At 49.4% G+C, this 23340-nt stretch carries 17 protein-coding genes, 4 tRNA genes, 2 rRNA genes and 2 pseudogenes; 15 read left to right on the top strand and 10 right to left on the bottom strand.

Going from position 1 to position 23340, the window contains the following annotated elements; translation table 11 throughout:
• Nucleotides 1–12: 12 nt before the first annotated feature.
• The 5 genes from EL645_RS08785 (at nucleotide 13) to EL645_RS08765 (ending at nucleotide 4185) form a co-directional block, all read left to right on the top strand.
• Nucleotides 13–759 (top strand): cytochrome c biogenesis protein, encoded by a 747-nt coding sequence (locus EL645_RS08785; RefSeq protein WP_126549668.1) that lies wholly within the window; start codon nucleotides 13–15, stop codon nucleotides 757–759.
• Between the two features lie 17 nt (nucleotides 760–776).
• Nucleotides 777–929 (top strand): hypothetical protein, encoded by a 153-nt coding sequence (locus tag EL645_RS40225; protein WP_174845295.1) that lies wholly within the window; start codon nucleotides 777–779, stop codon nucleotides 927–929.
• Nucleotide 930: 1 nt separating this feature from the next.
• A complete protein-coding gene (locus EL645_RS08775) occupies nucleotides 931–1431 on the top strand; it encodes a DUF3054 domain-containing protein (RefSeq protein ID WP_126549667.1) in 501 nt (166 codons plus the stop codon).
• 276 nt (nucleotides 1432–1707) lie between these two features.
• Nucleotides 1708–2814 (top strand): DUF4097 family beta strand repeat-containing protein, encoded by a 1107-nt coding sequence (locus EL645_RS08770; RefSeq protein WP_126549666.1) that lies wholly within the window; start codon nucleotides 1708–1710, stop codon nucleotides 2812–2814.
• A 117-nt stretch (nucleotides 2815–2931) separates the two neighbouring features.
• A complete protein-coding gene (locus EL645_RS08765) occupies nucleotides 2932–4185 on the top strand; it encodes a DUF4097 family beta strand repeat-containing protein (RefSeq protein WP_126549665.1) in 1254 nt (417 codons plus the stop codon).
• Nucleotides 4186–4293: 108 nt separating this feature from the next.
• Here the strand turns inward: EL645_RS08765 and EL645_RS08760 are convergent, their stop codons facing one another.
• On the bottom strand, nucleotides 4294–6273 hold the full coding sequence (locus EL645_RS08760; protein ID WP_161977236.1) for a S1 family peptidase: 1980 nt from the start codon (nucleotides 6271–6273) through the stop codon (nucleotides 4294–4296).
• 463 nt (nucleotides 6274–6736) lie between these two features.
• Here EL645_RS08760 and EL645_RS08755 point away from each other — a divergent pair, with 463 nt between their 5' ends.
• The 5 genes from EL645_RS08755 to EL645_RS08735 all read left to right on the top strand — a co-directional run bounded on the left by EL645_RS08755 (nucleotide 6737) and on the right by EL645_RS08735 (nucleotide 11872).
• The gene (locus tag EL645_RS08755) at nucleotides 6737–7795 is read left to right on the top strand and encodes a coiled-coil domain-containing protein (protein WP_126549663.1); all 1059 of its coding nucleotides are present in this window, start codon (nucleotides 6737–6739) and stop codon (nucleotides 7793–7795) included.
• The gene (locus EL645_RS08750; protein WP_161977235.1) at nucleotides 7761–9041 is read left to right on the top strand and encodes a DUF2851 family protein; all 1281 of its coding nucleotides are present in this window, start codon (nucleotides 7761–7763) and stop codon (nucleotides 9039–9041) included. The genes EL645_RS08755 and EL645_RS08750 overlap by 35 nt, the downstream gene beginning before the upstream one ends.
• Before the next feature lie 464 nt (nucleotides 9042–9505).
• Nucleotides 9506–10303, top strand: a complete 798-nt coding sequence (locus EL645_RS08745; protein ID WP_126549661.1) for a pseudouridine synthase — start codon at nucleotides 9506–9508, stop codon at nucleotides 10301–10303.
• Nucleotides 10304–10430: 127 nt separating this feature from the next.
• Complete coding sequence (gene cmk, locus EL645_RS08740) at nucleotides 10431–11117, top strand: (d)CMP kinase (protein WP_126549660.1); 687 nt, start codon at nucleotides 10431–10433, stop codon at nucleotides 11115–11117.
• Complete coding sequence (locus EL645_RS08735; protein ID WP_126549659.1) at nucleotides 11114–11872, top strand: lysophospholipid acyltransferase family protein; 759 nt, start codon at nucleotides 11114–11116, stop codon at nucleotides 11870–11872. Before cmk ends, EL645_RS08735 begins: the two co-directional genes overlap by 4 nt.
• A 79-nt stretch (nucleotides 11873–11951) precedes the next feature.
• Here EL645_RS08735 and EL645_RS08730 read toward each other — a convergent pair whose 3' ends face one another.
• A complete protein-coding gene (locus EL645_RS08730) occupies nucleotides 11952–12194 on the bottom strand; it encodes a DUF2630 family protein (RefSeq protein WP_126549658.1) in 243 nt (80 codons plus the stop codon).
• An 81-nt stretch (nucleotides 12195–12275) separates the two neighbouring features.
• On the bottom strand, nucleotides 12276–15956 hold the full coding sequence (locus EL645_RS08725) for a UvrD-helicase domain-containing protein (RefSeq protein ID WP_126549657.1): 3681 nt from the start codon (nucleotides 15954–15956) through the stop codon (nucleotides 12276–12278).
• Nucleotides 15957–16322: 366 nt separating this feature from the next.
• On the opposite strand from EL645_RS08725, the gene EL645_RS08720 reads away from it, so the two are divergent.
• Together EL645_RS08720 and EL645_RS45315 are read left to right on the top strand one after the other, a co-directional pair.
• Entirely contained in the window at nucleotides 16323–17006 is a 684-nt protein-coding gene (locus tag EL645_RS08720) for a hypothetical protein (RefSeq protein WP_126549656.1), read from the top strand.
• Between the two features lie 21 nt (nucleotides 17007–17027).
• Nucleotides 17028–17774, top strand: a pseudogene (locus tag EL645_RS45315) (type III pantothenate kinase); the annotation flags it as partial.
• Between the two features lie 221 nt (nucleotides 17775–17995).
• On the opposite strand, the gene EL645_RS08710 reads toward EL645_RS45315, so the two are convergent.
• From EL645_RS08710 to EL645_RS08680, 7 genes are all read right to left on the bottom strand, one after another.
• Nucleotides 17996–18069: transfer RNA gene (locus tag EL645_RS08710), tRNA-Ile, on the bottom strand.
• 48 nt (nucleotides 18070–18117) lie between these two features.
• A tRNA-Ile gene (locus EL645_RS08705) sits at nucleotides 18118–18191 on the bottom strand.
• A 34-nt stretch (nucleotides 18192–18225) separates the two neighbouring features.
• Nucleotides 18226–18342, bottom strand: a 5S ribosomal RNA gene (rrf, locus tag EL645_RS08700).
• A gap of 40 nt (nucleotides 18343–18382) precedes the next feature.
• Nucleotides 18383–18455, bottom strand: a tRNA-Ala gene (locus tag EL645_RS08695).
• 3 nt (nucleotides 18456–18458) lie between these two features.
• Nucleotides 18459–18532: transfer RNA gene (locus EL645_RS08690), tRNA-Ile, on the bottom strand.
• A gap of 198 nt (nucleotides 18533–18730) precedes the next feature.
• Nucleotides 18731–20208 (bottom strand): 16S ribosomal RNA (locus EL645_RS08685).
• Nucleotides 20209–20519: 311 nt separating this feature from the next.
• Nucleotides 20520–21011 carry a DUF6249 domain-containing protein gene (locus EL645_RS08680; RefSeq protein WP_126549655.1) on the bottom strand — a complete coding sequence of 164 codons (492 nt, stop codon included), beginning with the start codon at nucleotides 21009–21011 and terminating at the stop codon, nucleotides 20520–20522.
• Between the two features lie 132 nt (nucleotides 21012–21143).
• Here EL645_RS08680 and EL645_RS08675 point away from each other — a divergent pair, with 132 nt between their 5' ends.
• From EL645_RS08675 to EL645_RS08660, 3 genes and pseudogenes are all read left to right on the top strand, one after another.
• Entirely contained in the window at nucleotides 21144–21680 is a 537-nt protein-coding gene (locus EL645_RS08675) for an RNA polymerase sigma factor (protein WP_161977234.1), read from the top strand.
• Nucleotides 21681–21762: 82 nt separating this feature from the next.
• Nucleotides 21763–22332, top strand: a complete 570-nt coding sequence (locus EL645_RS08670; RefSeq protein WP_126549653.1) for an anti-sigma factor family protein — start codon at nucleotides 21763–21765, stop codon at nucleotides 22330–22332.
• A 263-nt stretch (nucleotides 22333–22595) separates the two neighbouring features.
• Nucleotides 22596–23299 (top strand): annotated as a pseudogene (locus tag EL645_RS08660) (UbiA family prenyltransferase).
• The last annotated feature ends 41 nt before the right edge of the window (nucleotides 23300–23340 follow it).

Here is a 23340-nt window from a genome sequence, read left to right as displayed (position 1 = left end):
AGGAGTGATTTTATGGCTTTAGTCAATCAGATAACTGGTACAGAGGGACAGCCTGCTGCGACCCGGCAGTCAGCATCGTCGGGAGGGCGCTGGCCTCTCGCTTCCCTTATTCTGGGAGGGTTAACCGCGCTCACGCTGGTCCTGGCTCTCTGGATGATTTTTTTCTATACCCCCGTCGATGCTCTGCAGGGAGAGACGCAGCGTATCTTTTACTTTCATGTGCCGACAGCCTGGGTAGGGATGCTCTCTTTCATTATTGTCGCGGTTACCGGTATTATCTATCTCTTCAAACCCGATGCGCGCCTGGATTGGCTGGCGCGTGCGGCGGCCGAGGTTGGCGTGGTTTTTCTCACCATTACCTTGATCCTCGGTGCGGTCTGGGGTAAGCCTATCTGGGGTGCCTGGTGGGTCTGGGATGCCAAATTGACGGCCACCTTGATTCTGTGGTTTATGTATGTAGGATATTTAATGTTACGCAGTTACATGGGTCAAACGAGTGAAGGTGCGCGTGCCGGAGCAGTGATTGGCATCATTGGTGCAATCGACGTGCCGATCATCTATCTCTCGGTCAACTGGTGGCGTGGCCAGCATCCTGTCCCCCAGGTGGGTGTTCAAGGTGCGCTACCACCACAGGCAACCATAACACTCATGGTGGCCCTGGTTGCTATAACCCTGTTATACGCTTTTATGATGGTGCAAGCTTATCAATTGCAGCGCCTGCAAGCATTGGCTCAGCAGTTACGTGCGATTGTGGAATAAGGAAAAAGGACTGAACGATGCAAACGTATTTGATCGCGGCCTATATTATTGCCTGGCTGGCTATCTGTATCTACCTGGCTATTTTAGCCATGCGTATTCGTGGTGTGCGCACAGAGCTGGCTGCCGTTGAAGAGCTGGTGCGTGAGCAGCAGTTAGAAAAGGAGCTCTAGGATGGCTGTCAAAGATAAAAACACAGTGACCACATCAGCTATTGAAGGCAGTAAGCCTCGCAACCAAAAAGAGGCCCGGCGGCTCTGGACACTAATCATTGGTGATGTCCTGGTCTTTTTAATTTTTTCCGTTATTGGTCGCCAGAGTCATGGCGAGGATAGTGGTCTGAGCGCGGCCTTCAAAGTTGTCTGGACCGCTTTGCCGTTTGCTATTAGCTGGTTTTTAATTGCCCCTTTTATGGGAGCATTTCGTCGTGAGTTGATGACCGAGCCGCGCCAGATTGCCCGCAAAACTGGTTTTGCCTGGTTAGCGGCCTGGCCACTTGGTGTTATTTTGCATTTTGTTTTCGAGCAACATCTGCCCGACCTGGTTTCTGTCATCACCTTTGGCCTGGTTACCCTGATCACCAATACCGTGTTCTTATTTGTCTGGCGCATCCCGTTCGCCATGACCAATCACACAAAAGATACTCAAGCTCAGGTTGCTCCCAGGAAAAGGTAACACAGCAATCTCCTTCTTTCCATCCTGCTTCGTTCTAATGTAGTACAATACATGTGTGTATGTGAACAAAGCAGGATGGATTTTGTTTGCGCGCTTGTATAAATGACAGCGAGGACTAATGCTGTCTATTCTTTGCCTGGGTATGTCGTGATAGGGATGTTAAGGTGTCAGGCTTAGTGTTGGATGTGGGTATTGGAGGCAGCCATCTGCATAATCGTGGGCCACGAGTGTGCTTTCACCGAGAATGCAGTATGTTGTAAATGTGGGGGACTGTACATGGGCAAACAACAATCAGCATTTGATGATTCTCAGGAGCCGCATGGATCTTTTGAAGGGCAGACAGATCCAACTTCCCCAATTGATATGGATTCATATCAGCAAGCACAAAGAGAGAGAGATGGAACACACACACCCTTTTATCCAGAAGGACATCGTGGCTTGCTCGAAATTTTTTCTCATCGTGAGCTGGTAGGAGAAAAATTGATTCCATTCCGTGGCCCTTCTCCCTTTATGAGTGTTATAAAGTTTATTCCCCCCGCTATTATTCTACTACTACTGCTATTTATGCTTGCTGGTGGCGGCAACCTTTTTAAGCAAATGGTACAGGCCAAAACTACGACCACCCAGCAGTTGATGGTCGACCAGCCTTGTAATATAGTGATATATGATGCCCAGGGTCAGGTGCATGTTCATGGAAGTACTAATGATGATGGGCCAGTTATCGTGCAATCTACTAAATATGACACTAGCTGGTCCCCTCAGGTCAATAACATGAATGTGGATGCGCATGTGGTCGATTATGGACATACAATCCTGATCAATGTTGAGAAACAAGGAGGCAATAGTAGTACCGGTGGGCAAGGAGTTGACCTGGATGTGGCCGTCCCCTCATTCATCAATGTCCAGGTAACAGCCGACGATGGAGCTGTAAGGATTGATGGCATTACCGGGAACATGAACGTTGAGGCCAGTGATTCGATCAATGCACAGAATATCAACAGTGGTAACGGGCGTATCGTTTTCCGTGCACGTGATGGAGGCATCGATGTTGACCAGCTTGAAGGGCAGGTTGCCCTTTCCACCTATCAGGGGCATATCGAGGTTGGTAGCGCCTATCTTACCGGTTCCTCACGTATGAGAACGCAAGAGGGCAAAATTGTTTTTGATGGGAATGTCGATTCTGAGAGCGATTATAGTTTTGAGACACAGAGTGGCGCCGTCGATCTCTCGTTACCATCTAACGCTAGCTTTAACCTGCATATCTTTGCCGCACATAGCGCGGTTGATAATGAGTTTGGCAGCAACATTGTTGGTCCTGGTCCTCGCGCTCATATTGGGATCACGACTACCTCTGGGAATGTGGAAATCAATGAAGACAATTGAATCTTCTAACTGACCCTGTATCGCTTTAGTTTTATCCTTGCCACTCCGATTGTGGGTAGTAGGAGTGTGGATTGAAGGGTTGAATTGTGCTGTTAATAGCATGAAGGGGCAAGTGTGATGAGCAAACCGGATTCTTCGTATCTAGAGACTGGCCAATCGTCTCCTAAAAGCCAGAAAAAGCAACAAAAATCGCCTCAATCAGATAAGGCGGAGCAGGCGGAAGTCCAGGAGACGCCTGCTCCTACTGATGAAAGTGTCTTGGAGATTCCAACCACGGAGTCGGATGTAGCCGCACCAATCCAGGAAGAGGCTCAGGCAGAACCAATACCTTCCGAGCCAGCGTCTGAAGCTGCATCTGAGCCAGTATCTTCTGAGTCAGTGCCATCTGAGCCAGCGCTTGAAGCTGCATCTGAGCCTGTCCTGGTAGCACCACCAGCCCCACCGAAGTCAGAAACGGGCCCCTGGTCTCCATTATCGGGCCGCCCTCCCACGCCCGGCTGGCGTTTTCCCCGCTCAAGTCAAAATGATCTGGGGATAATCCTGCTTGTCACTTTACTGGTGGCATTACTGATGGGCATGATTACTGTGGGGTTAATTAATAGGGTTGGTACACAGAACTCGACTGAGAGCTACTTTTTTCAGCAGCAAGCGCATCAAAAGATTATTATTAATAATGATACCGGGACCATCCATATTCACAGTCAGCAAAATGGTCCATTTGGTTTTCAAGTCAGCAAATACTCAGAAGGCATGGGGCTTGGTCTTATCAATACTGATGTAACTTATAACCAGGATGGTGCGAAGACGACTGTCAATGCCCGTCTCGATCCAGACTATCTATTCGCTGGTTCGCGTGGTGTCGATATCGATGCAACGGTACCGCTGGACGCTGCTGTAGAGGCTTATACTACAACTGGCACTATTACTGCCACTGGTACAGTAAGCCAGTTGTCTGCCAGAACCAATAATGGCTCGATTGTCGTCGAAAATGGTGCTGGAAATATGACCCTGCAGGCCGATACTGGTTCTATTGCCACCCATAACGTGAGAGGTCAGCTAAATATGACGACACGGCAGGGGGATATCGAGATGCACGAGGTTCAGTTATCAGGACAATCCGCCATCACGGTGGAAAGTGGGGCGATTACCTTTGATGGTTCATTGGAACGTAGCGGCAATTACCATTTCACCACCATCAATGGGTCGATCAATCTGTCATTGCCCAGGTCTGAAGCATTTCACCTCACCGTCAGCAATGGTTCAGGTCCAGTGACCAATGCGTTTGGTCGCTTCACCAATGGCAAGAATCCGCAGGCACCGATTACAGTAAGCACCCAGCGAGACGCCATTACGATCCATCAAATGAAATAACTTTGCCTGCTGGCTATAATAATGGTAGAGATGATGCGTATATAAAGAGAGTGCTCTGGTATAAGTTCAGAGCACTCTCTTTGATGTTAAGCGATCTTTATGCCATACTCAGACAATCTGGTGAGGCTGATTATTACCCAGAGCTTCGGCTGCATCGGACGTGGTTGGATTTACCTGAATTTTGGGCAGCTTCTGTGTATTCTCCGGTTTTTCATAACTTGCGCGCTGAAATTTATACTCTTGTTGCGCATCGCTCATGGGAAATGGCATCTGCGCCACAGAGCTAGCTGGATAGTCGGCAGCCGTATAGCGATCATGTATCCCTACCGGCCACTCTTTTAATTTTTCTACCGCCGCACTATCAATCTCACCCCTATTAGCCAGAGTCTTGTTCTTGATCACATTCAGGTTTGGTTCCTGGGTGGGCTCATAAGCCACTGAGGACCCGGCTGCGGCTCTTGTATGCGTGGCAGGCTCTGATAGCTGATTGGCTGCAGAAAAGCCCACAGGCGTGGCTGGTGAGGCTGTTGCTTGCATCTGTTGCCAGTCTTGTATTGGCTGGGGCGTTTGCGGGACATGCTGGCTATCAAATTCCATAACTGTACTGGCGGGTGTGGCCGTTGGCTGTGGCGTTGAATATGGTTGTGGTCTGTGCCCATTTCCCATGTAACCAGTTTGATTGGATGGATAATAAGCAGGCTGGTGAGGCGTGTTACCATTCTGATAAGCCTGTCCGCTGGTTTGATAGGCCAGTTGTGGTTTTTTGCGCCGTGAGAGCAAGAACCAGGCCAGCAATGCCAGTATGATAATAGCCGCAACAAAGATGACGGCTGCTGTTATAAGTGGTGCCATATAATTTGTCTGTGGTGGCTGCGGTAATTTCTCATGCATGGACTGTTGTGATGCATAGTCCATAAAGGGATTGATCGCCTGGAAATTGGGATAATCCTGTTGGAGCTTATGAAAATCGGCATAAGCTTTATGCCAGTGTCCATCTCCATTAGAGGTATAATTATCAAACGCCTGCTTCCAGGCTGTTTGAAACTTGCCCGGCTTCATATCGATCTTGAGATTACTGAGTAACTCTTTCGCGCTGTTACTGGCCTGTAGGAAACTGGTGCCGATAGGGGTTTGAGCATATTGATTATAGAAACTGACCACCCCAACAATATTGCCCTCACTATCCAGGGCCGGGCCTCCACTATCCCCGTGCTCAACATTGCCTCCAACCTGAATCACATGGTCTTTAATCGAGCTCACATAGATCTTGTTTACAGATGAGGTTAGATAGGTATTAGGATCTGGCTTGGTAGGATCTCCCAGGTCCCCGTTGCCTGGGAAGCCGATAATTGTCAATTCATCTTGTTGCGAAACATTGGAAGAGTCTCCCAGTGTGACTGAAGGGGTGTCTTCCATATTGACATGAATAATAGCAACATCTCTCTGGTCTACCGCGCTTTCCTGCTCAACCTTATCTACCTGTGCATGAAATTCCTGTGGTACATTGGAGAGCTGGTCAGCATTCATCACGCCGGCATAGTCCCTGCTGAGATAGACCTCGCTCTTTGGTTGATTATAATTTGACTCCGAGCGAAAGATACCGTAAGCAAGGTTGGTATAGGCATCTTCTTTGGTATAAGGGGTCTGAACCTGGAAGTTTTGATTGACATAATCAGCGACATCCTGGGCTGCATACATTTGTAAAACGTCATCCATTGATTTATCGTGTGGAGGGTGGATGACATGATCAGCAGTCAGAATGTCTCCGTGTGAACTAATAAAAGTACCGCTACCTGAAAGTTGCAGATCATAGTAGCCACCATTGAGTGGGAATGTCGCGCTCTGTGTGTTGGTAAAATGGACCGTCAGGCGTCCACCCAGCGTGGTGATAATACGAACGACGGCGGGCTTGGCCAGGTCGACTGCTCGTACCACCGGATTGGTGACGTTGCCGCCAGGGGTTGTTTCGGCCAGGGCCTGCCCCGGAATAGCAAAAATGCTCAACAGAGAGATAAACGCGAGTGAGAAAAGAGAAAGTTTTTTTCTACTTGAAGGATTAAATAATACCATAGAGTTTTTTGTACCCATTATGACCTCATGGCTCTCATTTTTTGAGAGGTGTATCATTCCTATTTACACATACATCCTGCTAATAAGCATCATGCAGCAGCGCGAAAAGACGATGCTCATTGAGCATAAATTATTCTTCTATAATTTATCAATATGTCTCTTCTCTTGCGTTGTGCTTGTTTGTCTGCAGGTCATCATACAGTACTTGATCATGCTTGTCTACAATATAGTATAAAATCCCTGTCCATTAACTTATCAAGTGCGTGATGTTCTTGTGATGTAGGGCTTTAAATAGGAAATAAGGGGTAAACTCTTTAGAGCTAGAGAGAACAAGTATGGTATCCTGAGGTACGTCTACATTTTTGTTTAATTTAAAGTGGTAGTAAGTGGGGTGGGTTGATGAGTACGATGTGGATATGTTCAAATATTATTAATATATGTAGAACAGAGCTTGAATGCACCCTCTGGAGGACCGCATATCATGGGCAAAAACGATTCCTCTTCCCCACAAGACAAACTGTCGCGCAGCAAGAAGAAATTGAACAAACAGAAACGCCGTCTGCAAGAGCGCCTTGAGAAGGCACGTAAAGCGAGAAAAAAGAGTGAGGAGCGCCTGCAAATTGCTCAGGAGCGCTTCCAGGTAAAGGCGGAACGTGTCCAGCAGTTGGAGCAGCGACTTTTAACTATCCAATCCCGCTTAATTACTGTTTCGCTTCTTTCCAGCGCTGATATCAGTACTGGCGAAGGCTCTTCTGTCTTTGATGAAGAGGAACTATTTATGGAGTGGGATGTTTCATCCGCCGACGAGCAAAGTGAAGCCACATATAGGTATGAAGATTCCCTGAACGAACGGGCGGCACATGTACATGAGGAGGCTGACGCCCTGGCCCGAGATGCGCGGTCCATTGCCGAAGTGGCGGAAGATGCGGCCAGGATTGCGGTCGCGCGTGCTGAGTACGCAGATGATCGCCTGGCAAAAGAGAGTATTGGTCGCCACCTGGCACAAGAATATGAACACTTGCAGGTAGAGGCCGAGCGAGCGCAGCTGCTAGCATTGGAGACAGCGCAGGCGGCTGAGGAAGCGGAGCAGCTTCTTTCATCCCTGATTTCTGAAGAGGATGTAACCCCGGTAGATATCGAATTGGAAGAGCTTTCCGTCGATGCTACTTTCCTGGACAATGTAGCGAAGGAGAACGATGAGATGTTTGATGAAATAGAGAAAGATGATGATGCATTTGCTGCTGTGGCATCGCTTATTCTGGCGGATGCTGAGGCGGATGAAACGGCTGAGTCAGTTGCTTTACTGGAGGCCAGTAGTGAGCATGTGGTGGATGCCCATGAATTGGTTAAACAGGCAGAATATACTTTGTCCCTGGTACGTGCGGCTGTCAAAGAGGGTACTTTGAGTGGTGATGATGCGGTGCGGGCGTTTACTGCGGCTGAGATGGAGGTGGTACATGCTCGTTCGCTATTGAAGAATGTTGCAGGGCAGCCGGAGGAGCATCATGCCAATGATAACGAAGGGGATGGCGAGCAGTAAAAGTAGCCGCTGGGATGCGGCTTATAGCCCGGTCTCTATGCCCAGGCCGGATGCGCAGTTTTATGAGCCAGAGCAGCCCTATGAATATGAGGTTGCTCGACGCTGGTGGAGCTTGCCACGTTCTATTTGTCTGCCATTGCAGCAGGGTGGTTGGTGCCAGGTCGTGTTTTCTGGGCGTCCTGGCGGAGCGATGGGACCCGATGTCCGTGATGCGGTATTGCGCTTTATTTCTTCTCCTGTCCAGCCCCAGGACCTACCGGTCGGGCAAGCTGAGCAGTTAGAAAAAGTAGTTGGGGATGTGGAATTCCATGTGCGCTCCAGTGATTGGCGTACCCATCAACACCAGTCTGATCCAGTCTATAACCATGTGCTCCTGCATATTGTCATGGTCTGTAACGATTCTCAGCCCACCAGGCGTCAGGACGGCACTGTGATTCCTACCTGCACCCTCGCTGATGTGTCGGCTGCTCATAAGCTAGTTTCATTTCCTCTGGTTGATAAAAGACTTGAGGCCTGGCCTTGCCAACAGTTAAGCGATCCACAGCGGCATAAATTATTGCAACGTGCGGGTCTTTTGCGTTTTGAGGCCAAATGCCATCGTTTCCTGGAGGAATTGCATGCGATGGAGCCCGCGCAAATACCAGAACTAGAGCCTTATGATCGTTCTCTCTTCCTTGCGCTGTCCGAAGGACTGGGTTATGGACGCGATCGAGAGGTTTTTCGTGCCCTGGGGATGCGCCTGTTATTGGGGCGTGGCGAACTTTCCGCACCGTTAGGGCGTAGCCTCTGTCCCGCGCCCCTTGATCATAGCAGACTACATGTACTGATGAACCTGTTCTCACGCTGGCGTCCTCCCGGTATCTGGCATACACTATGTGCTTGTTTATTGCCACCCAATGGCGCGAATGATCCCACTTTGATCCTGAACGAACTGCGCGCCTGTTTTCGTAAGACTGGTCTGAGCATGGCTCGCACCGATATTCTCTTATGCAATGTGGTCTTTCCATTCGCGGCTGCCGTAGCCTTGCTTGAGCAGCATGAATTGCTGGCGGAGCGCGCCCGTATGCTCTACCTACAGCATCCCGGCCTGCCATCCAATTGGATTACACGTAGTATGTGTGCTCAGCTACAACTCTCCAAAGAACCGCATGGCAGCTGCTTACAACAGGGGTTGCACTATATCTATCAACAAACCTGTCGTGAGAAAGATTGCTCTAGCTGTATCATAGGCTTGCAACGTATATAAAATAAAATGTAAATTATAGGATATCGAGGTTACTATTATATGGACAATAATTCAGTCGCTTATGCTCCCTGCCCAAATTGCAATGCTGATGGCAGCCGTCGTCAGTGGAGAAAGACATATGGCCATTATATAAATGCGTTAAGGGTTGACAGTGATGCTTATCCTAATATGGGTTCTAATATGGGGGCGCTGGTCTGCACAAATTGCGGCAATGTCCAGCTCTTTGTAGACCCTGACGATTACTATAATCATTGATATTCTCTATTCGACTGCAAAAAAGTAGCGTGAATCTCTTGCCGAATACGTTGAGATGGTGTAGTTTAAAGAGCGCCCTACCGATGTTATTAATCTGGTTGGGCGCATTGGCAATAATATTATTATAGAATCCTGATAGAATCCTGTGAGCGATTGAGCAGTCGAGCAGTATGTTGATGAGGACGCCAGTAGGATGGGAAAGCGAGTATATGAGTAACGAGCAGAACTTAGAACAGAAACAAGGGTCTGAAAGTAGCCCAGAAGGGGTGCGTTTGGCCCGCTTTCTTGCTCACGCCGGCGTGGCTTCGCGGCGTCATGCAGAAGAACTGATCCACGTGGGCCGGGTGCAGGTGAATGGGCAAACAGTGACTACCCAGGGCGTGCGTATAGATCCTGAGCGCGATCAAATATATGTAGATGGGAAGCGTGTGCAGCCTACAAATCGTAAGGTTTACATTCTGGTTAATAAACCAGCCGGCTATATCAGCACTGCCTATGATCCCCAGCAGCGCCCAACCGTGTTAGCCCTGGTCCCTCCGGAGATTCGCCAGCTGCGTGTCTATCCCGTTGGCCGATTGGATAGTGATACCAGTGGACTCCTTCTGCTGACCAATGATGGTGATTTTGCTCTGCAATTGACTCATCCTCGCTATTCTACCCAGAAACACTATGAAGCGCTGGTACAAGGCCATCCCACTGCGGAGGCGCTGGAGTCCCTGCGCAAAGGCGTCTCTATCAATGAGGACGATGGCAGTGTTTATCGGACCTCGCCAGCGGATGTACGGGTAGTGGGACAGAGTGGAGCCGGGACCAGCCTGATTCTGACCTTGCATGAAGGACATAAACGCCAGGTCCGGCGTATGTTGAGGGCCGTTGGCTATCCCGTGCGCCAATTGACGCGTGTCGGTGTGGGTGAGCTAACCCTCCAGGATGTTGCACCGGGCAAGTGGCGTTACCTGACTGATGCCGAAGTTCGCCAACTCAGGAAAGAGTCCACGAACGATTAATGCCACAAATTGAGTACAAACGAGATTTCGCAGATAAGTAGCGTTTGGCTGCGTGTGAGCAATATCAACCGGGCAGGATATGGTATAATCCGTTGAGTTATGATTATCATCGATACACGGAGGATTCATGTCTGGGCCACAATGTATAGCAATAGACGGACCAGCAGGCTCGGGAAAAAGCACTATAGGTGAACAACTCGCCCGTCAATTAGGCTACCTTTATGTCGATACAGGAGCAATGTATCGTGCAGTGGCCTGGCTTGCTCTTCATGAGGACGTTGATATTAACGACGGTCCTGCATTGGGACGACTTGCACAGCGGGCGGATGTTGTGATTAGTCATCCCCATATCAGCGATGGCCGCCAGTATACGGTAACTGTCAATGGACAAGATGTTACATGGGACATTCGGAAGTCGGATGTGACTCGGGCGGTCTCGGCTGTATCTTCTCATCCCGAAGTGCGTAAATTGCTGATCGAGCAACAGAGGGCGATGGCTAAACAGGGCCGCGTTGTCATGGTTGGCCGCGATATTGGAGCGGTTGTCCTACCAGATGCAGAACTAAAAATATATTTAACGGCCAGCCTGGCCGAGCGAGCCAGGCGGCGCCACACTGAATTAGTCGAGCGCTATGGTGCAGTCCATGAGAATGTACCCCCACTTGAAGATCTGATCCGTGATATCGAGCGCCGAGATGATATTGATCACGACAATATGCGACCAGCGATAGATGCTATTGTAATTGAAACTGATTACCTCAGTGTGCCCCAGGTACTAGATACTATCGCGCCCTATGTGGAGGATACTGTATGAAGCAGGATATGGATGCTACCGAAACCAAAGCGGCGGCTCCTATTAAAGGCGAGCCTAAGAAGAAACCAGAAAAGAACCTGTATGAGCCCTATTCAACCCCACGCGTCCTGTATGAAATGATACGCTTTCTGGCCAAAGCGGTCTTCTTTCTGGCGGCGCGTGTTCATTTGCGTGGGCGCTACAACGTTCCCAAAAAGGGACCCTATATTATTGCCGCCAACCATCTCTCCTGGACGGATATTCCCCTGGTTCCAGCTTATATTCCTGGCAAAGTAGTTTACATGGCCAAGGAAGAATCATTTTATAGCAAAGTTGGTTGGCTGGTTCGTTTCCTGGGAGCCTTTCCTGTCAAGCGCGGTGAAGGTGATCGCCAGGCGATTCGGGCCGCGCAGGAACAGCTGAAGCAGAAGAAGGTCTTTATTATTTTTCCAGAAGGCACGCGCAGCAAAAACCATGCTCTTGGCAAGGCGCATGCTGGCCTGGGAATGATTGCACTACGTTCAGGGGTGCCTGTTATCCCGGTCGCGATCTGGGGTAGTGAGAACGCGTTAAAGAAATTTGGGGCCCATGTGACCATCTCTTACGGCGAGCCTATCTTGTTGAAACCCAAGGGCAATAAGATTACGCGCGAAGATATCGCTGATGCCACTAACGAGGTTATGAAGCGCATTGCTGAGATGATGCCAGAACGTTATCGTGGTGAATATGCTGATCTCGCTGCGACTCCCCCGGTTGATATCACCTCGGTGAATTAAAATAGAGCGGCGAGCTTCGAGATAAAAAAAGAGTCATGGGCAAACATACTGCTCGTCCATGACTCTTTTTTTTATCTATCTACTGTTTGTAATTTTCAACAGTATTGGGATCGCGCACCTCAGCCTCATCGGGATTCAGGCCTGCATTGCGACGGGCGCGGCGCTGCCGCAGCAGATCCCAGCATTGGTCGAGACCTACTTCCAGGTCTTTAACGCGTTGCCGCTGATCTCCTTGAATCTTGCCTTCTTCTTCCAACTGGAGAAGGTGGTGTTCTTCGTTAACAAGTTCTTGAATATGTTGAAGAATTTCTTTATCGTTCATCGTTTCCCTCTGTATATCGATAGTTCTATGCTGCACAGTGTATACACGCACCGTGTAGCGCCAATGGATACGCTCTACAATTTAAGCTGGACAAATAAAGAAAAACGGGCAGCCAGGACAGCGTTGAGCATCTTTAGGCTGCGCCGGATAGCGATGCTCCTCTAGTCCCTTAACCGCTTGTTCGACTTCTTGATAGAGATTTTTCTCTTTTTTCGCTGTAATGGTGATGGGCGTATTTTCACCTGTACTCATATTATGACTATGAACTTCAACACTCTGGCCCGGATACTGCTGCCGATAGGCCAGGTGATATAAAAGGTCTTTGGGCCTGGGATCATGTTTTTCTTTCGCACGCCCATAGCTGGTCCGTATAAAACGATCTGGTTGTTGGGTGGCCGTATTGGCTGTTTCCACCCGATCTATAGGGACATGGACGCGGGTGCCAGCTATCTCTACATTATAGCCGGGTTGCAGTTGCCAGCTCACCTCTTCCTGGGAATGCAGGCGGCGGCGGATTGATTCGACCACCTGCTGGCCATGTTCCTCGTACATAGTCGCGAATGGCTCTGTATGGCCTCCCAGGTCTTGCCAATGCTGGATATAGAGCTCCTGAATTTCCTGCTGGCTGGGTAAGCGGGCTGGATCTTTAGATTCGTCCAGTTGTTTATGGATCGCTTCAACTGTTTTGCGCGTGGCCTGAGTAAAGAGCCGATAACCATCGGGCTGATCTTCAAAATGATAGATTGAGCTGTAGACGTATTTGCGGGGACAATACAGGTAGCTTTCGATGGCATAGGTGCTCAAGGTTGGTGGGCTCATCGCGGCAATAAACTCTTCGCCAGGTTGTGAACTGTGTATGCCAACGATGTCATTTTCTTCCAACAATGTGCCCGCATAGTGTTGATTCCAATGCTGCTTAATAATGCGGTCTTCGCCTAGACCCGCTTCAAGGGCATCCAGGTAGGGAGAGCGTTGATATTTCTGTTGCGCTTTGCCATAACGTTCGCTATAGCTTAGCACCAACTGATCGCGTGCCCGTGTCACTCCAACGTAGAAGAGACAGGCTTCGCCCACCTCATGGCTATTGTTCTCCGTTGAGAGCATACCAAGCGGCGGTTTAATGCTGCCGCTACGGGCCGAAGTGGGAAAGCGCCGCTGCATCAGGCCGGGCATATAGACCACTGGAAATTCTAGTCCTTTACTCGCATGTACCGTCATGACATTGATGGTATCCGTTTCGGCATCTGCCTCATCATTGCTATTCTGCCGGCTTCCACTATCCTGGCGCAGTTGTACCAGGAGCCTGAGATAATCAAGGAAATCGCGAACCTGTTCTTCAATCGATAGCGGCTCACTGACCTCTGCTGCCCCTGTTCCCGCATGGCTGGTTGACTGCTGCTCTAATTTCTGACGCAGCAGGAGCTGCTGATCATAATGCCGGGCTAGCTGCAGTAATTGTTGATAGCTTGCTAGCTGTATACTACTGAGTTTGTCACCAGGCCGTGCCAGCAGTGAGCGGATCAATGAGGTTTCAATAAAGAGATATTGTGCCAGTAGAAACCAGATATTGGGTGCCCTGAGCAAAGCTTGCAAGGTGTGTGAGATACGCAAGAGGGTATGACGACCCTCAATGCTGATAGTCAGTGGCAATTCGCCGCTTATCAGCATTGAGCGAACAGTCTTGCCCGGCTCGCGTGTGGCTAGCAGCAAAGCCTCGATATCAGCCTGGCTCAATGCATGCTCGGGCAGTCTCGCCAGGCGCAGGAGACCCATGCCACTGCTATCCGGGATCAACAGGATGGCCGAGAGCACATCCTTAATATGCTCTTGTTCAAGAATGCCTCCCTGTTCGATAACAGGCAGGTTCGCATCCATCAGGGCGGCTGTGATCTTATTGGCCTGGCTACGTGTCCGGCAGAGCACCACCATATCTTTAAAAGCATAACCTTGAGATTGCTTGTTGCGTATATCTTCGATCAGGCTGGCTATCTCGCTGGCTTCATCTGGTGCTTTGGCGATCGTCACATAGGTATCGATATTAGTCAGACGTACCGGCTGATTTTTGCCGATTTCCTGCCCAAATTCAAGCTGTTGACAACGAAATGACTCAGCAATCGCTACCAGGTCGGGTCGCGAACGATAGTTACGACTGAGAGGGAGAATCCTGGCGCCTGGAAAGTCCTGTTCGAACTGGCTGATATTAGCGGGTGAGGCACCACGAAAGCCATAGATGGCCTGATTGGCATCACCGACCACCCAGACTCGACCGGCTGTGCCAGCCAGCACACGTAGTAAGACACCGCTGGCGCGATTCACATCTTGAAATTCATCTACAAGGATATGCTCAAATGTGTGTTGGAGTTCCGCCAGGACAGCTGGATGCTCGTTAAGGAGCTGGATCGCGGACACCAGCAGGCCACCATAATCGGTATCACCGCGCCGCTGTAGCTCTTGTTGATAAAGGGCATAGACCTGCGCTACCTCCAACGCTTTTTCCGCCTCCACCTGTACTTTTTCGTCGCTTGCCTGTGCCTGCATTGCTTGTGCCAGATTCAGATATTGTTCTGGCGTCACCAGTTCGTCCTTTGCCCGTGCAATAGCCTTGAGCATATCGGGAAAATAATGGGTTGGGGTTTGCAATAAACGATAATGGTGGAGCTTCATTGCATTGGCTTGCTGGCGCAACATCAAATAGCCCTCCGCCTCATCTACGAGTGAGAAATCTGGCCGTAAGCCAATCAGGGTCCCATACTGGCGTAACAGGTTGGCGCAAAAGGCATGGAATGTACTGATGGTTGGCAGTGTCTGCCCCGACTGAGAGAGTAGTTGCTGTAAGCGTTCCTCCATTTCCAGCGTTGCTTTGCGTGAAAAAGTCAGGGCCAGGATGTGTTGGGAGGGGATCTGTAGGGTATTAATCAGATAGTCGGCCCGTCCAATTAAGGTGCTTGTCTTGCCGCTACCCGGACCCGCTACAATAAGCGCCGGTGTCTCGGCCTCAATAGCCGCTTGCTGAAATTCATCATAGCGTTTTTTTGCTGTCGCAGCCGCAGGATCTACTCTAGCCGGTTTGGCCGCAATATCCTCTTCTGCCACTTTGACTGTTGGTGTGGTACTTAAAAATCCAGCCAGGCGATTTAGCAGGGCCGCCGGCGAGACCGCAAAGCGAGCCGCCAGTACATGAGCCGGTACAGCTTCCTGCACATATAATGTATAGAGCCTGGCTGCTGGCATCAACAGTTCTGCCGCAAAGACATTGGCGGCCAACTCACGCTCACTGCGTGGATCATACCCATGGGGGTTACCAATCTTTTCCTGCATCAACTCCTGCTCAAGGAAAGTAGCCATATCTTCCTGAATATCATTATCATGGCAGGGATGAGTAGGGGAGGGCTCTGGAATTGACGCATAGGATACCTGGGCGGAAAAAAGCACATTGTATTGTTCTGAAAAACGTTGTAAGCGCAATCCATTGCGGCAGTGAAGCAAGGCATGCCCGATTTCATGAGCCAGGGTAAAGCGCCGGAACGTCTCATTCAATGTACGACAGATCCAGATCAGATCTTCCTCTTCATCTGGATCCATAAAGCCATAGGTTCCCTGCGCGTAGTCCTCTACATTAAACGTACCAATATGCAATCCTAACCATTCAGCTAGATTATCAATGGGGGTTATATCATTGGTCCACGCAGGATTATCTTTCCTATATTCTTCCAACACCAGCCGGGCCGCAGCCTCAACCGTTAAACGTAATGCATTATCCACAGCGCGCTCCCAGCGTCTCTATCAGAATGTGTCTTATCCTCATGATCTCCGCGATCTTCACGTCTGAGTTTGAGCGCCAAAGGCGCTCAAGAAGTTTTCTTGTGTGGTGCAAAGTGCGCCCGGCGCACTTTGCACCACACAAGAAAAAAAGCTCGGGCGCGCCAGCGCACGTCCGCGCAAGAGTGGCATACCCTATTATATCGCATAGAGAACTTCTGTGCAGCTTTTCGCCGTGTTCATTCTTTTCAGACCATGGATTTTCTGATAGTCATGCTGCTGAAGATATTTTTTCCAAATGGACTGTTCTCTGGTATAATGAGTGCCAAATATAAGATGGTGCCATATATCTTTACAAGGAAATTCAAAATGGACGCAGAAGAGATTCTCGCACAGGCGAATACGAGCGCGGAACTTCCAGCTGGCTGGTCTTCCTTTCCACTTCTCAAAGGGAAAGTCATCTGGGGGATTGTAGGTTGGATCTTTGGCATTTTGATGGGTGCAGGCTTACTGGCTTTAATTGTGCCCATCGTTATACCCGTTAATTTTCAGCATGGAACATTTTCCATTATTTTAACCACTTTTTTGCTGGCAATATTGGCGTTTATCTTCTTTGGTAGCATCTATATGTTAATCATTGACATCGTGCGCGTAGCCCATCCCGAGCAGCATATGATTGTGCTAACCCCGACAGATTTTGTTATGCGTGAGGGAGCCAAAACCACGCAGGTGCCATTGAAGAACGTGCGCCATGTAACTCCTCGTGGACGAGCTCCAATTGATCGTAGCGCTGATGATGCAGGTGTACGCAATATTCAGGGCGCCGGTGAAAATGTGTTTGGCTTTATCTTTGGACGCGGAACGACTGAGAGTGGTCAGAAGCAGAGACGCAAACGCGTTCGCACTCCAACTTCGCTGGCTTTTGTAGATGATCGCACAGACACTGAAGTTACGGTTGTCAATGATAATGCCCATGGAGACCCCTTTTTGATTGCCGCCGTAATCAAAAAATACGTGGCCGGAGCCCGGTCAGAGGAAAGCATCCAGAAGTAGTATGTCGCTGTTGACATATTTATGTATCAAACTTTTGAGCATAGAAGGGGCTTATATATGCTACTTGCACTTGATATCAGCAATACAAATATCAAGTTTGGCCTATATGATCACGATGTAATGAAGCATCGCTGGGTTGTATCTACTGTCAGGCAACGGACAACTGATGAGTATGCAATGGTCCTCAGTGATCTATTGCGTCATGTTGGTTACATCTTAACCGATATCGATGACATTATCATCTCCAGCGTCGTTCCTCCCTTAACGCCAGTATTTGAAGATCTGGCAACGCGTTACTGTAACCTTGAAGCGCTGGTGGTCAACCACACCCTGGATCTGGGAATTAAGCTCCTGGTAGATAATCCATGGGAAGTTGGATCAGATCGTATTATGACTATCATCGCGGCCCATCATCTCTATGGAGGACCTGCCATCGTCATTGCCTTCAGTACCGCTACCACCTTTGATGTCGTTTCCGCTGAAGGAGATTTTCTTGGTGGTGCCATCGCCCCTGGCCTCTCTATCTCGGCTGAAGCTCTAAGTAGCTCTGCCTCACAGCTCTACCGGGTCAACATGACCCCACCGCGTTCAGCGTTGGGGAAAAATACCATCGAGAATATGCAGTCAGGTATCATCTATGGCCATGTCGGACTTGTCCAGGGTCTCATCGCACGTATCAGCAAAGAGATACCAGATGTTATCCATGAGAGCGAAATTAAGATCATTGCCCATGGAGGGATGGCACAACAAATGGCACCGATCATTCCCGAAATTCAATATGTCAACCAATATTTGCCTCTTGAAGGGTTGCGCCTCATCCATAATCGACTGCGCGGCCCCGATAGTTTCGAGGGTAAACTTTTTCATAATAGAGTATGGTGGGGAGATGGCAATCGCCACCTCCCCACCATACTCTATAAAACTTCAAGCAAGCACCGTAGGAGCACAAAAAAAATAAGACAGCAACTGTGCTGTCTTATCAAAAAAAGTGGGCCTTCCTGGACTCGAACCAGGGACCTCAGTCTTATCAGGACTGCGCTCTAACCACCTGAGCTAAAAGCCCATAGCTATGGGCGAAAAAATAAGACAAGCAAATGCCGTCTTATTAAAGTGGGCCTTCCTGGACTCGAACCAGGGACCTCAGTCTTATCAGGACTGCGCTCTAACCACCTGAGCTAAAAGCCCGCATCTCTTTTTTTATAATTTATACAAGCGGGTGGAATGGCGACGTCTTATTTTCCCACGCAGTTGCCCACGCAGTATCATCAGGGCTGGAAGGCTTAACTTCCGTGTTCGGGATGGGAACGGGTGTTTCCCTTCCGCTAATGTCACCATCCCACCCGCGTGTATAAACAAGCGGATGAGAAAATCCGAAGTGGAGACGAGGAGATTCGAACTCCTGACCTCCGCCGTGCAAAGGCGGCGCTCTACCAACTAAGCTACGTCCCCATATGGGCCTTCCTGGACTCGAACCAGGGACCTCAGTCTTATCAGGACTGCGCTCTAACCACCTGAGCTAAAAGCCCGCTTTATGCGGTATATATGGGTCTCCATTACATAGTGGCTGTTTGAACCTGAACAACTAAAGAGTGGTAAGGCGGAGCAGTCAAACGCCAATCTTTGACAAGCTCGTTTAGATCTCTTACTCTGTGAAGTAAGACCGACCTAGGAGGTGGATGAGTATAAAACGTCTTTCATTGAAAGACCTCATCAAAGCTCCCTAGAAAGGAGGTGATCCAGCCGCACCTTCCGGTACGGCTACCTTGTTACGACTTCACCCCAATCACTGACCCCACCCTCGACGCTTGCCTCTCTTGCGAGTTAGCCCAGCGGCTTCAAGTGTTGCCAACTTTCGTGGTGTGACGGGCGGTGTGTACAAGACCCGGGAACGTATTCACCGTAGTGTGCTGACCTACGGTTACTAGCAACTCCAACTTCATGGAGGCGGGTTGCAGCCTCCAATCTGAACTGAGGCCAGGTTTGACGAGATTAGCTCCCCTCGCGGGTTCGCAACTCTTTGTCCTGACCATTGTAGCGTGTGTGTCGCCCAAAGCGTAAGGGCCGTGCTGACTTGACGTCATCCCCGCCTTCCTCCGTTTTAAAACGGCAGTTTCGCTAGAAAAATCCAACTAACGACAGGGGTTGCGCTCGTTGCGGGACTTAACCCAACATCTCACGACACGAGCTGACGACAGCCATGCAGCACCTGTGGATCCGCCCCGAAGGGACAGCCCGTTACGGCTGGTGCAAATCCATGTCAAGCCTTGGTAAGGTTCTTCGCGTTGCATCGAATTAAACCACACGCTCCGCTGCTTGTGCGGGTCCCGTCAATTCCTTTGAGTTTTAATCTTGCGACCGTACTCCCCAGGCGGACCACTTACTGTGTTAACTACGACACTGAAGGGGTCGATACCCCCAACGTCTAGTGGTCATCGTTTACGGCTAGGACTACCAGGGTATCTAATCCTGTTCGCTCCCTAGCTTTCGCACCTGAGCGTCAGGTACTTCCCAGGACACTGCCTTCGCCATCGGTGTTCCTCCGGATATCTACGCATTTCACCACTCCACCCGGAATTCCGTGTCCCTCTGAAGCCCTCAAGTCAGACAGTTTCCATGGTCCTTCGTCGGTTGAGCCGACGACTGTCACCACAGACTAACCTGACCGCCTGCGTGCGCTTTACGCCCAATAAATCCGGACAACGCTTGCCCCCTACGTATTACCGCGGCTGCTGGCACGTAGTTAGCCGGGGCTGATTCCTCTGGTACCGTCCGTTCTCGTCCCAGAGAAAAGCAGTTTACGATCCGAAAACCTTCTTCCTGCACGCGGCGTTGCTCGTTCAGGGTTGCCCCCATTGACGAAAATTCCTCACTGCTGCCCCCCGTAGGAGTCTGGGCCGTTCTCAATCCCAGTGTGGCTGATCGTCCTCTCAGACCAGCTATCGATCGCAGTCTTGGTAGGCCATTACCCCACCAACCAACTAATCGAGCGCAGGCTCGTCCTCAGGCGCCCTTGCGGGCTTTGCTCGTTGCCGAGCCTATGCGGTATTGTCGGCGATTTCTCGCCGGTATTCCTCACCTAAGGGTAGATAACCCACGTGTTCCTCACCCGTCCGCCACTCCCTGCTTGCGCAGGGCGTTCGACTTGCATGTGTTAGGCACGCCGCCAGCGTTTATCCTGAGCCAGGATCAAACTCGCCATCCAAATTTTATATATGCAAATCTCTCTGCAGAGATTTACTATGCAATCTTATGACAAGCTTATCAAAGCAATTGACTGGCTTATGTTTTTCTGTTTCCTTACCACTCTTCAGTTGTTCATGTTCTTAAGCAGTTGTATATGCTATGGATGCGTCTCAGACTTTACTGTCTGGCGCAAGAGAGATAATAACACTGACCGGCTTTCCTGTCAAGCTTTTTTATACGAGTTTCTGAGAATTGGAAAAAAATACTTCCAGAGTCTTCTGATGCGCTTTTATAATGAAAGAATTCCCTTGCAGGGGTTGTATATACGCATTATTCACCGCAACTATCAGGCTCTAACTTTCTCACAGTATCAGTCTCGATGACCTTCTTTACGCTCGCTAAGAGGAATGACTTTGGGATCTCCCGCTTATCGCCATCGTCTTTAGCATCGTCAGTATCGCTTTGTGAATTTTGTTCTAGATAATAGCTTCCTGTGAGTGCCAGTCCCACCCCAAATGGGATCAGACCTGGTAATAACCAGGGACCAATATGTAGTGGGGTCGCAGCCAGATTGCTGGGCAGCAGAAAACCAACAGGATATAGACCAACCAGCAGAGTCAGTCCAACCATCATGGTAATTAAGCCTGCTCGTAGGATGCCTCTATTGCGGCGTTGTCGACGTGTCTCCCTCGGATGGAGTCCTCGGCTAATCATAGCCATACGCTCACGATGTTGAATGTAACGCAATAAAACAATAAATCCGAGGAAAATGGCCAGGGCTATTAGCCAGCCAATTAAAAGGACGATGGCATTATATGACATTTCGGGCTACCTCTTTATGCAGATATCTTTCTGTATGATAAGATACGGTTAACCGAGATATATGTTTCGTCAAATTAATGAAACATATCCATTTGATTTGTTCTCTAAACTAGCATGATGAGTGAGTATCTATTGCAGCCACCACATAGTATTGGAATGTCGCTTCCAAATATAGCTTCTGCACCTGCTGAGCAGGATGATGCTGAGCTTGTAGTTGCGAGCCAGGCTGGTGATCAGGATGCATTTGCTATTCTGGTCCAGCGTCATCAGCGCCGTGTCTTCAATCTCGTGTATCGAATGTTACAGCAATACGATGAGGCAAATGAGGTCACACAGGAGACCTTTCTTGCTGCATGGCAGGGTTTGCGCTCTTTCCGAGGAGACGCACGCTTCTCAACATGGTTGCATCGTATTGCCTATAATTGCGCTTTAAAGCAATTAGAGCAACGAAAACGAGATAGTGCGTTACAAGTTGCTATGCAGGCGGAGGCTGTAGATAGCGATGAGCGCATTGGTGATGAGTTAGAGGCGCATGACAGACAGGCTATTGTACGAGAACATATTTCAACTTTACCAGCTAAGTATCGTGTTGTTTTAGTGTTAAGACATTTACAAGAAATGACCTACGAGGAAATGGCTGAGATTTTGACTATGCTATCGGGACAATAAAGACGCACCTCTTTCGGGCAAGGAATCTGCTGAAGGAGCGTTTAGAGGCGTTTGATCAAGAGTGGAAAACGAGAGGTTAGTCATGCATTGTGCTAAAGCAACCCGTCAATTACAGTTGTATGTTGATAAGCAGCTGAATCTGGAGCAGACCCGCGCTCTAGAGTTGCATCTCTCAACCTGCTCTACCTGTTGCCGTGAATATTTCTTACTTGAGGAAATAAGTCAGGCTCTTAATCGAATAGAGTTGGTGCGCGAACCAGAAGATTTGACCATGAATATCATGCGTCGCGTGGCTGTAAGCGCCCAGCAAGTAAAGGTAAACGAGCAGGAAGTGCGCTCATTTGCGAATTTCCGACCTTCTTTATCCGAGATGTTAACTGCTATCGCCCTGGCAACTATTACAATGCTAGGCATTATGTTGGATCAACCGTCAGTGCGCGCGGTATTGCCGATTGGGAATGGACACGATCCACTCTCCTTATTTATGATTTCTTCATGGCATGCATTGGTCAGCATTAATGCTGATACCATGATGCTGTTTTTGTGGGTACTGGGAACTCTGCTTGGTATCTGGATTACATTAGCGGTGGCAGGGTCGGATATGCGCGATCAATGGTATAAAGCTGTCATAGATCGTTTGCCAGTATGGTAATCTCTCTCGTTACCATTTTTGTTTGGAATGTATGATGGGTTGCTGGATAGTCGTGGTGTTGGTGGAGTTGGCAGATTAAGGGGGCGCACCATAGAAACTCAGAAACAGCGACAGCCTGGCGCCAGAGCGCTGGGCTTTTTTTGGCTCTGCCATCCTGGACCGGTTTTGTTACATACCCTGGCTGTCACTATTTTTGCCCTGCTGGCTGCCTGGCCCATCTGATCTGGAGCACATTACTCCTGGTTATTGGCGCCCACGTAGCTATGCAATGTTCTATCGCTGTCCTCAATGACTATTGTGATCGGCAACTGGATATAATAAGTAAGCGTCAGAAACCAATTGCGCGTGGGCTGGTAACGCCTCGTGAGGCGTTATTCTTTGGATTGGCATGGATCGCCATTATGTTCTTGTTGCTATTGCCTCTCAACAGGTTGGCCTTGTTGCTATCTGTGCTCTACCTTATATTGGGGCAAGGCTATAACCTGGGACTAAAATCAACCCCATGGAGCGGTATTGTATTTGCGCTGGCGATGCCCTGATTCCCGTCTATGCTTTTGTGGGCGTGGGTCATTACACTCCTGCTCTCATATGTTTGATTCCAGTGGCTGCCCTGCTTGGTATTGCTCTGAATCTTGCCAATTCGCTACCTGATATCGCGGAAGACGCGGCTAACAAGGCACGTACCCTGGCGGTTGTATTGGGAGAGCAACGAACCCGCCTGGCCTGTCCTTTGCTTATCCTGGCTACTGAGGTGCTGGTAATCATCTTTGCCGTGATGAATGTTGTTAATATGCGTGCCTGGATCATCTGGCCTACGCTAGGACTGGTTTTCATGCTGGTCGTTTGGCTGTTTGGCTGGTCGTATCGTGGCTTGCGTCCATTAAACTACCGGCATTATTTCTTGTTGGTGGTCTGTACCTGTCTGCTACTGGCCAGTGGCTGGCTGACCAGCATCTTCCTGGTTTAATCTTTCTGGCTTAGTAAATAATGAATGGATGATAATGTTCC

It is taken from the genome of Dictyobacter kobayashii, assembly GCF_003967555.1.
Lineage (GTDB): Bacteria > Chloroflexota > Ktedonobacteria > Ktedonobacterales > Ktedonobacteraceae > Dictyobacter > Dictyobacter kobayashii.
This window is presented reverse-complemented; position numbering and strand designations above follow the sequence as displayed.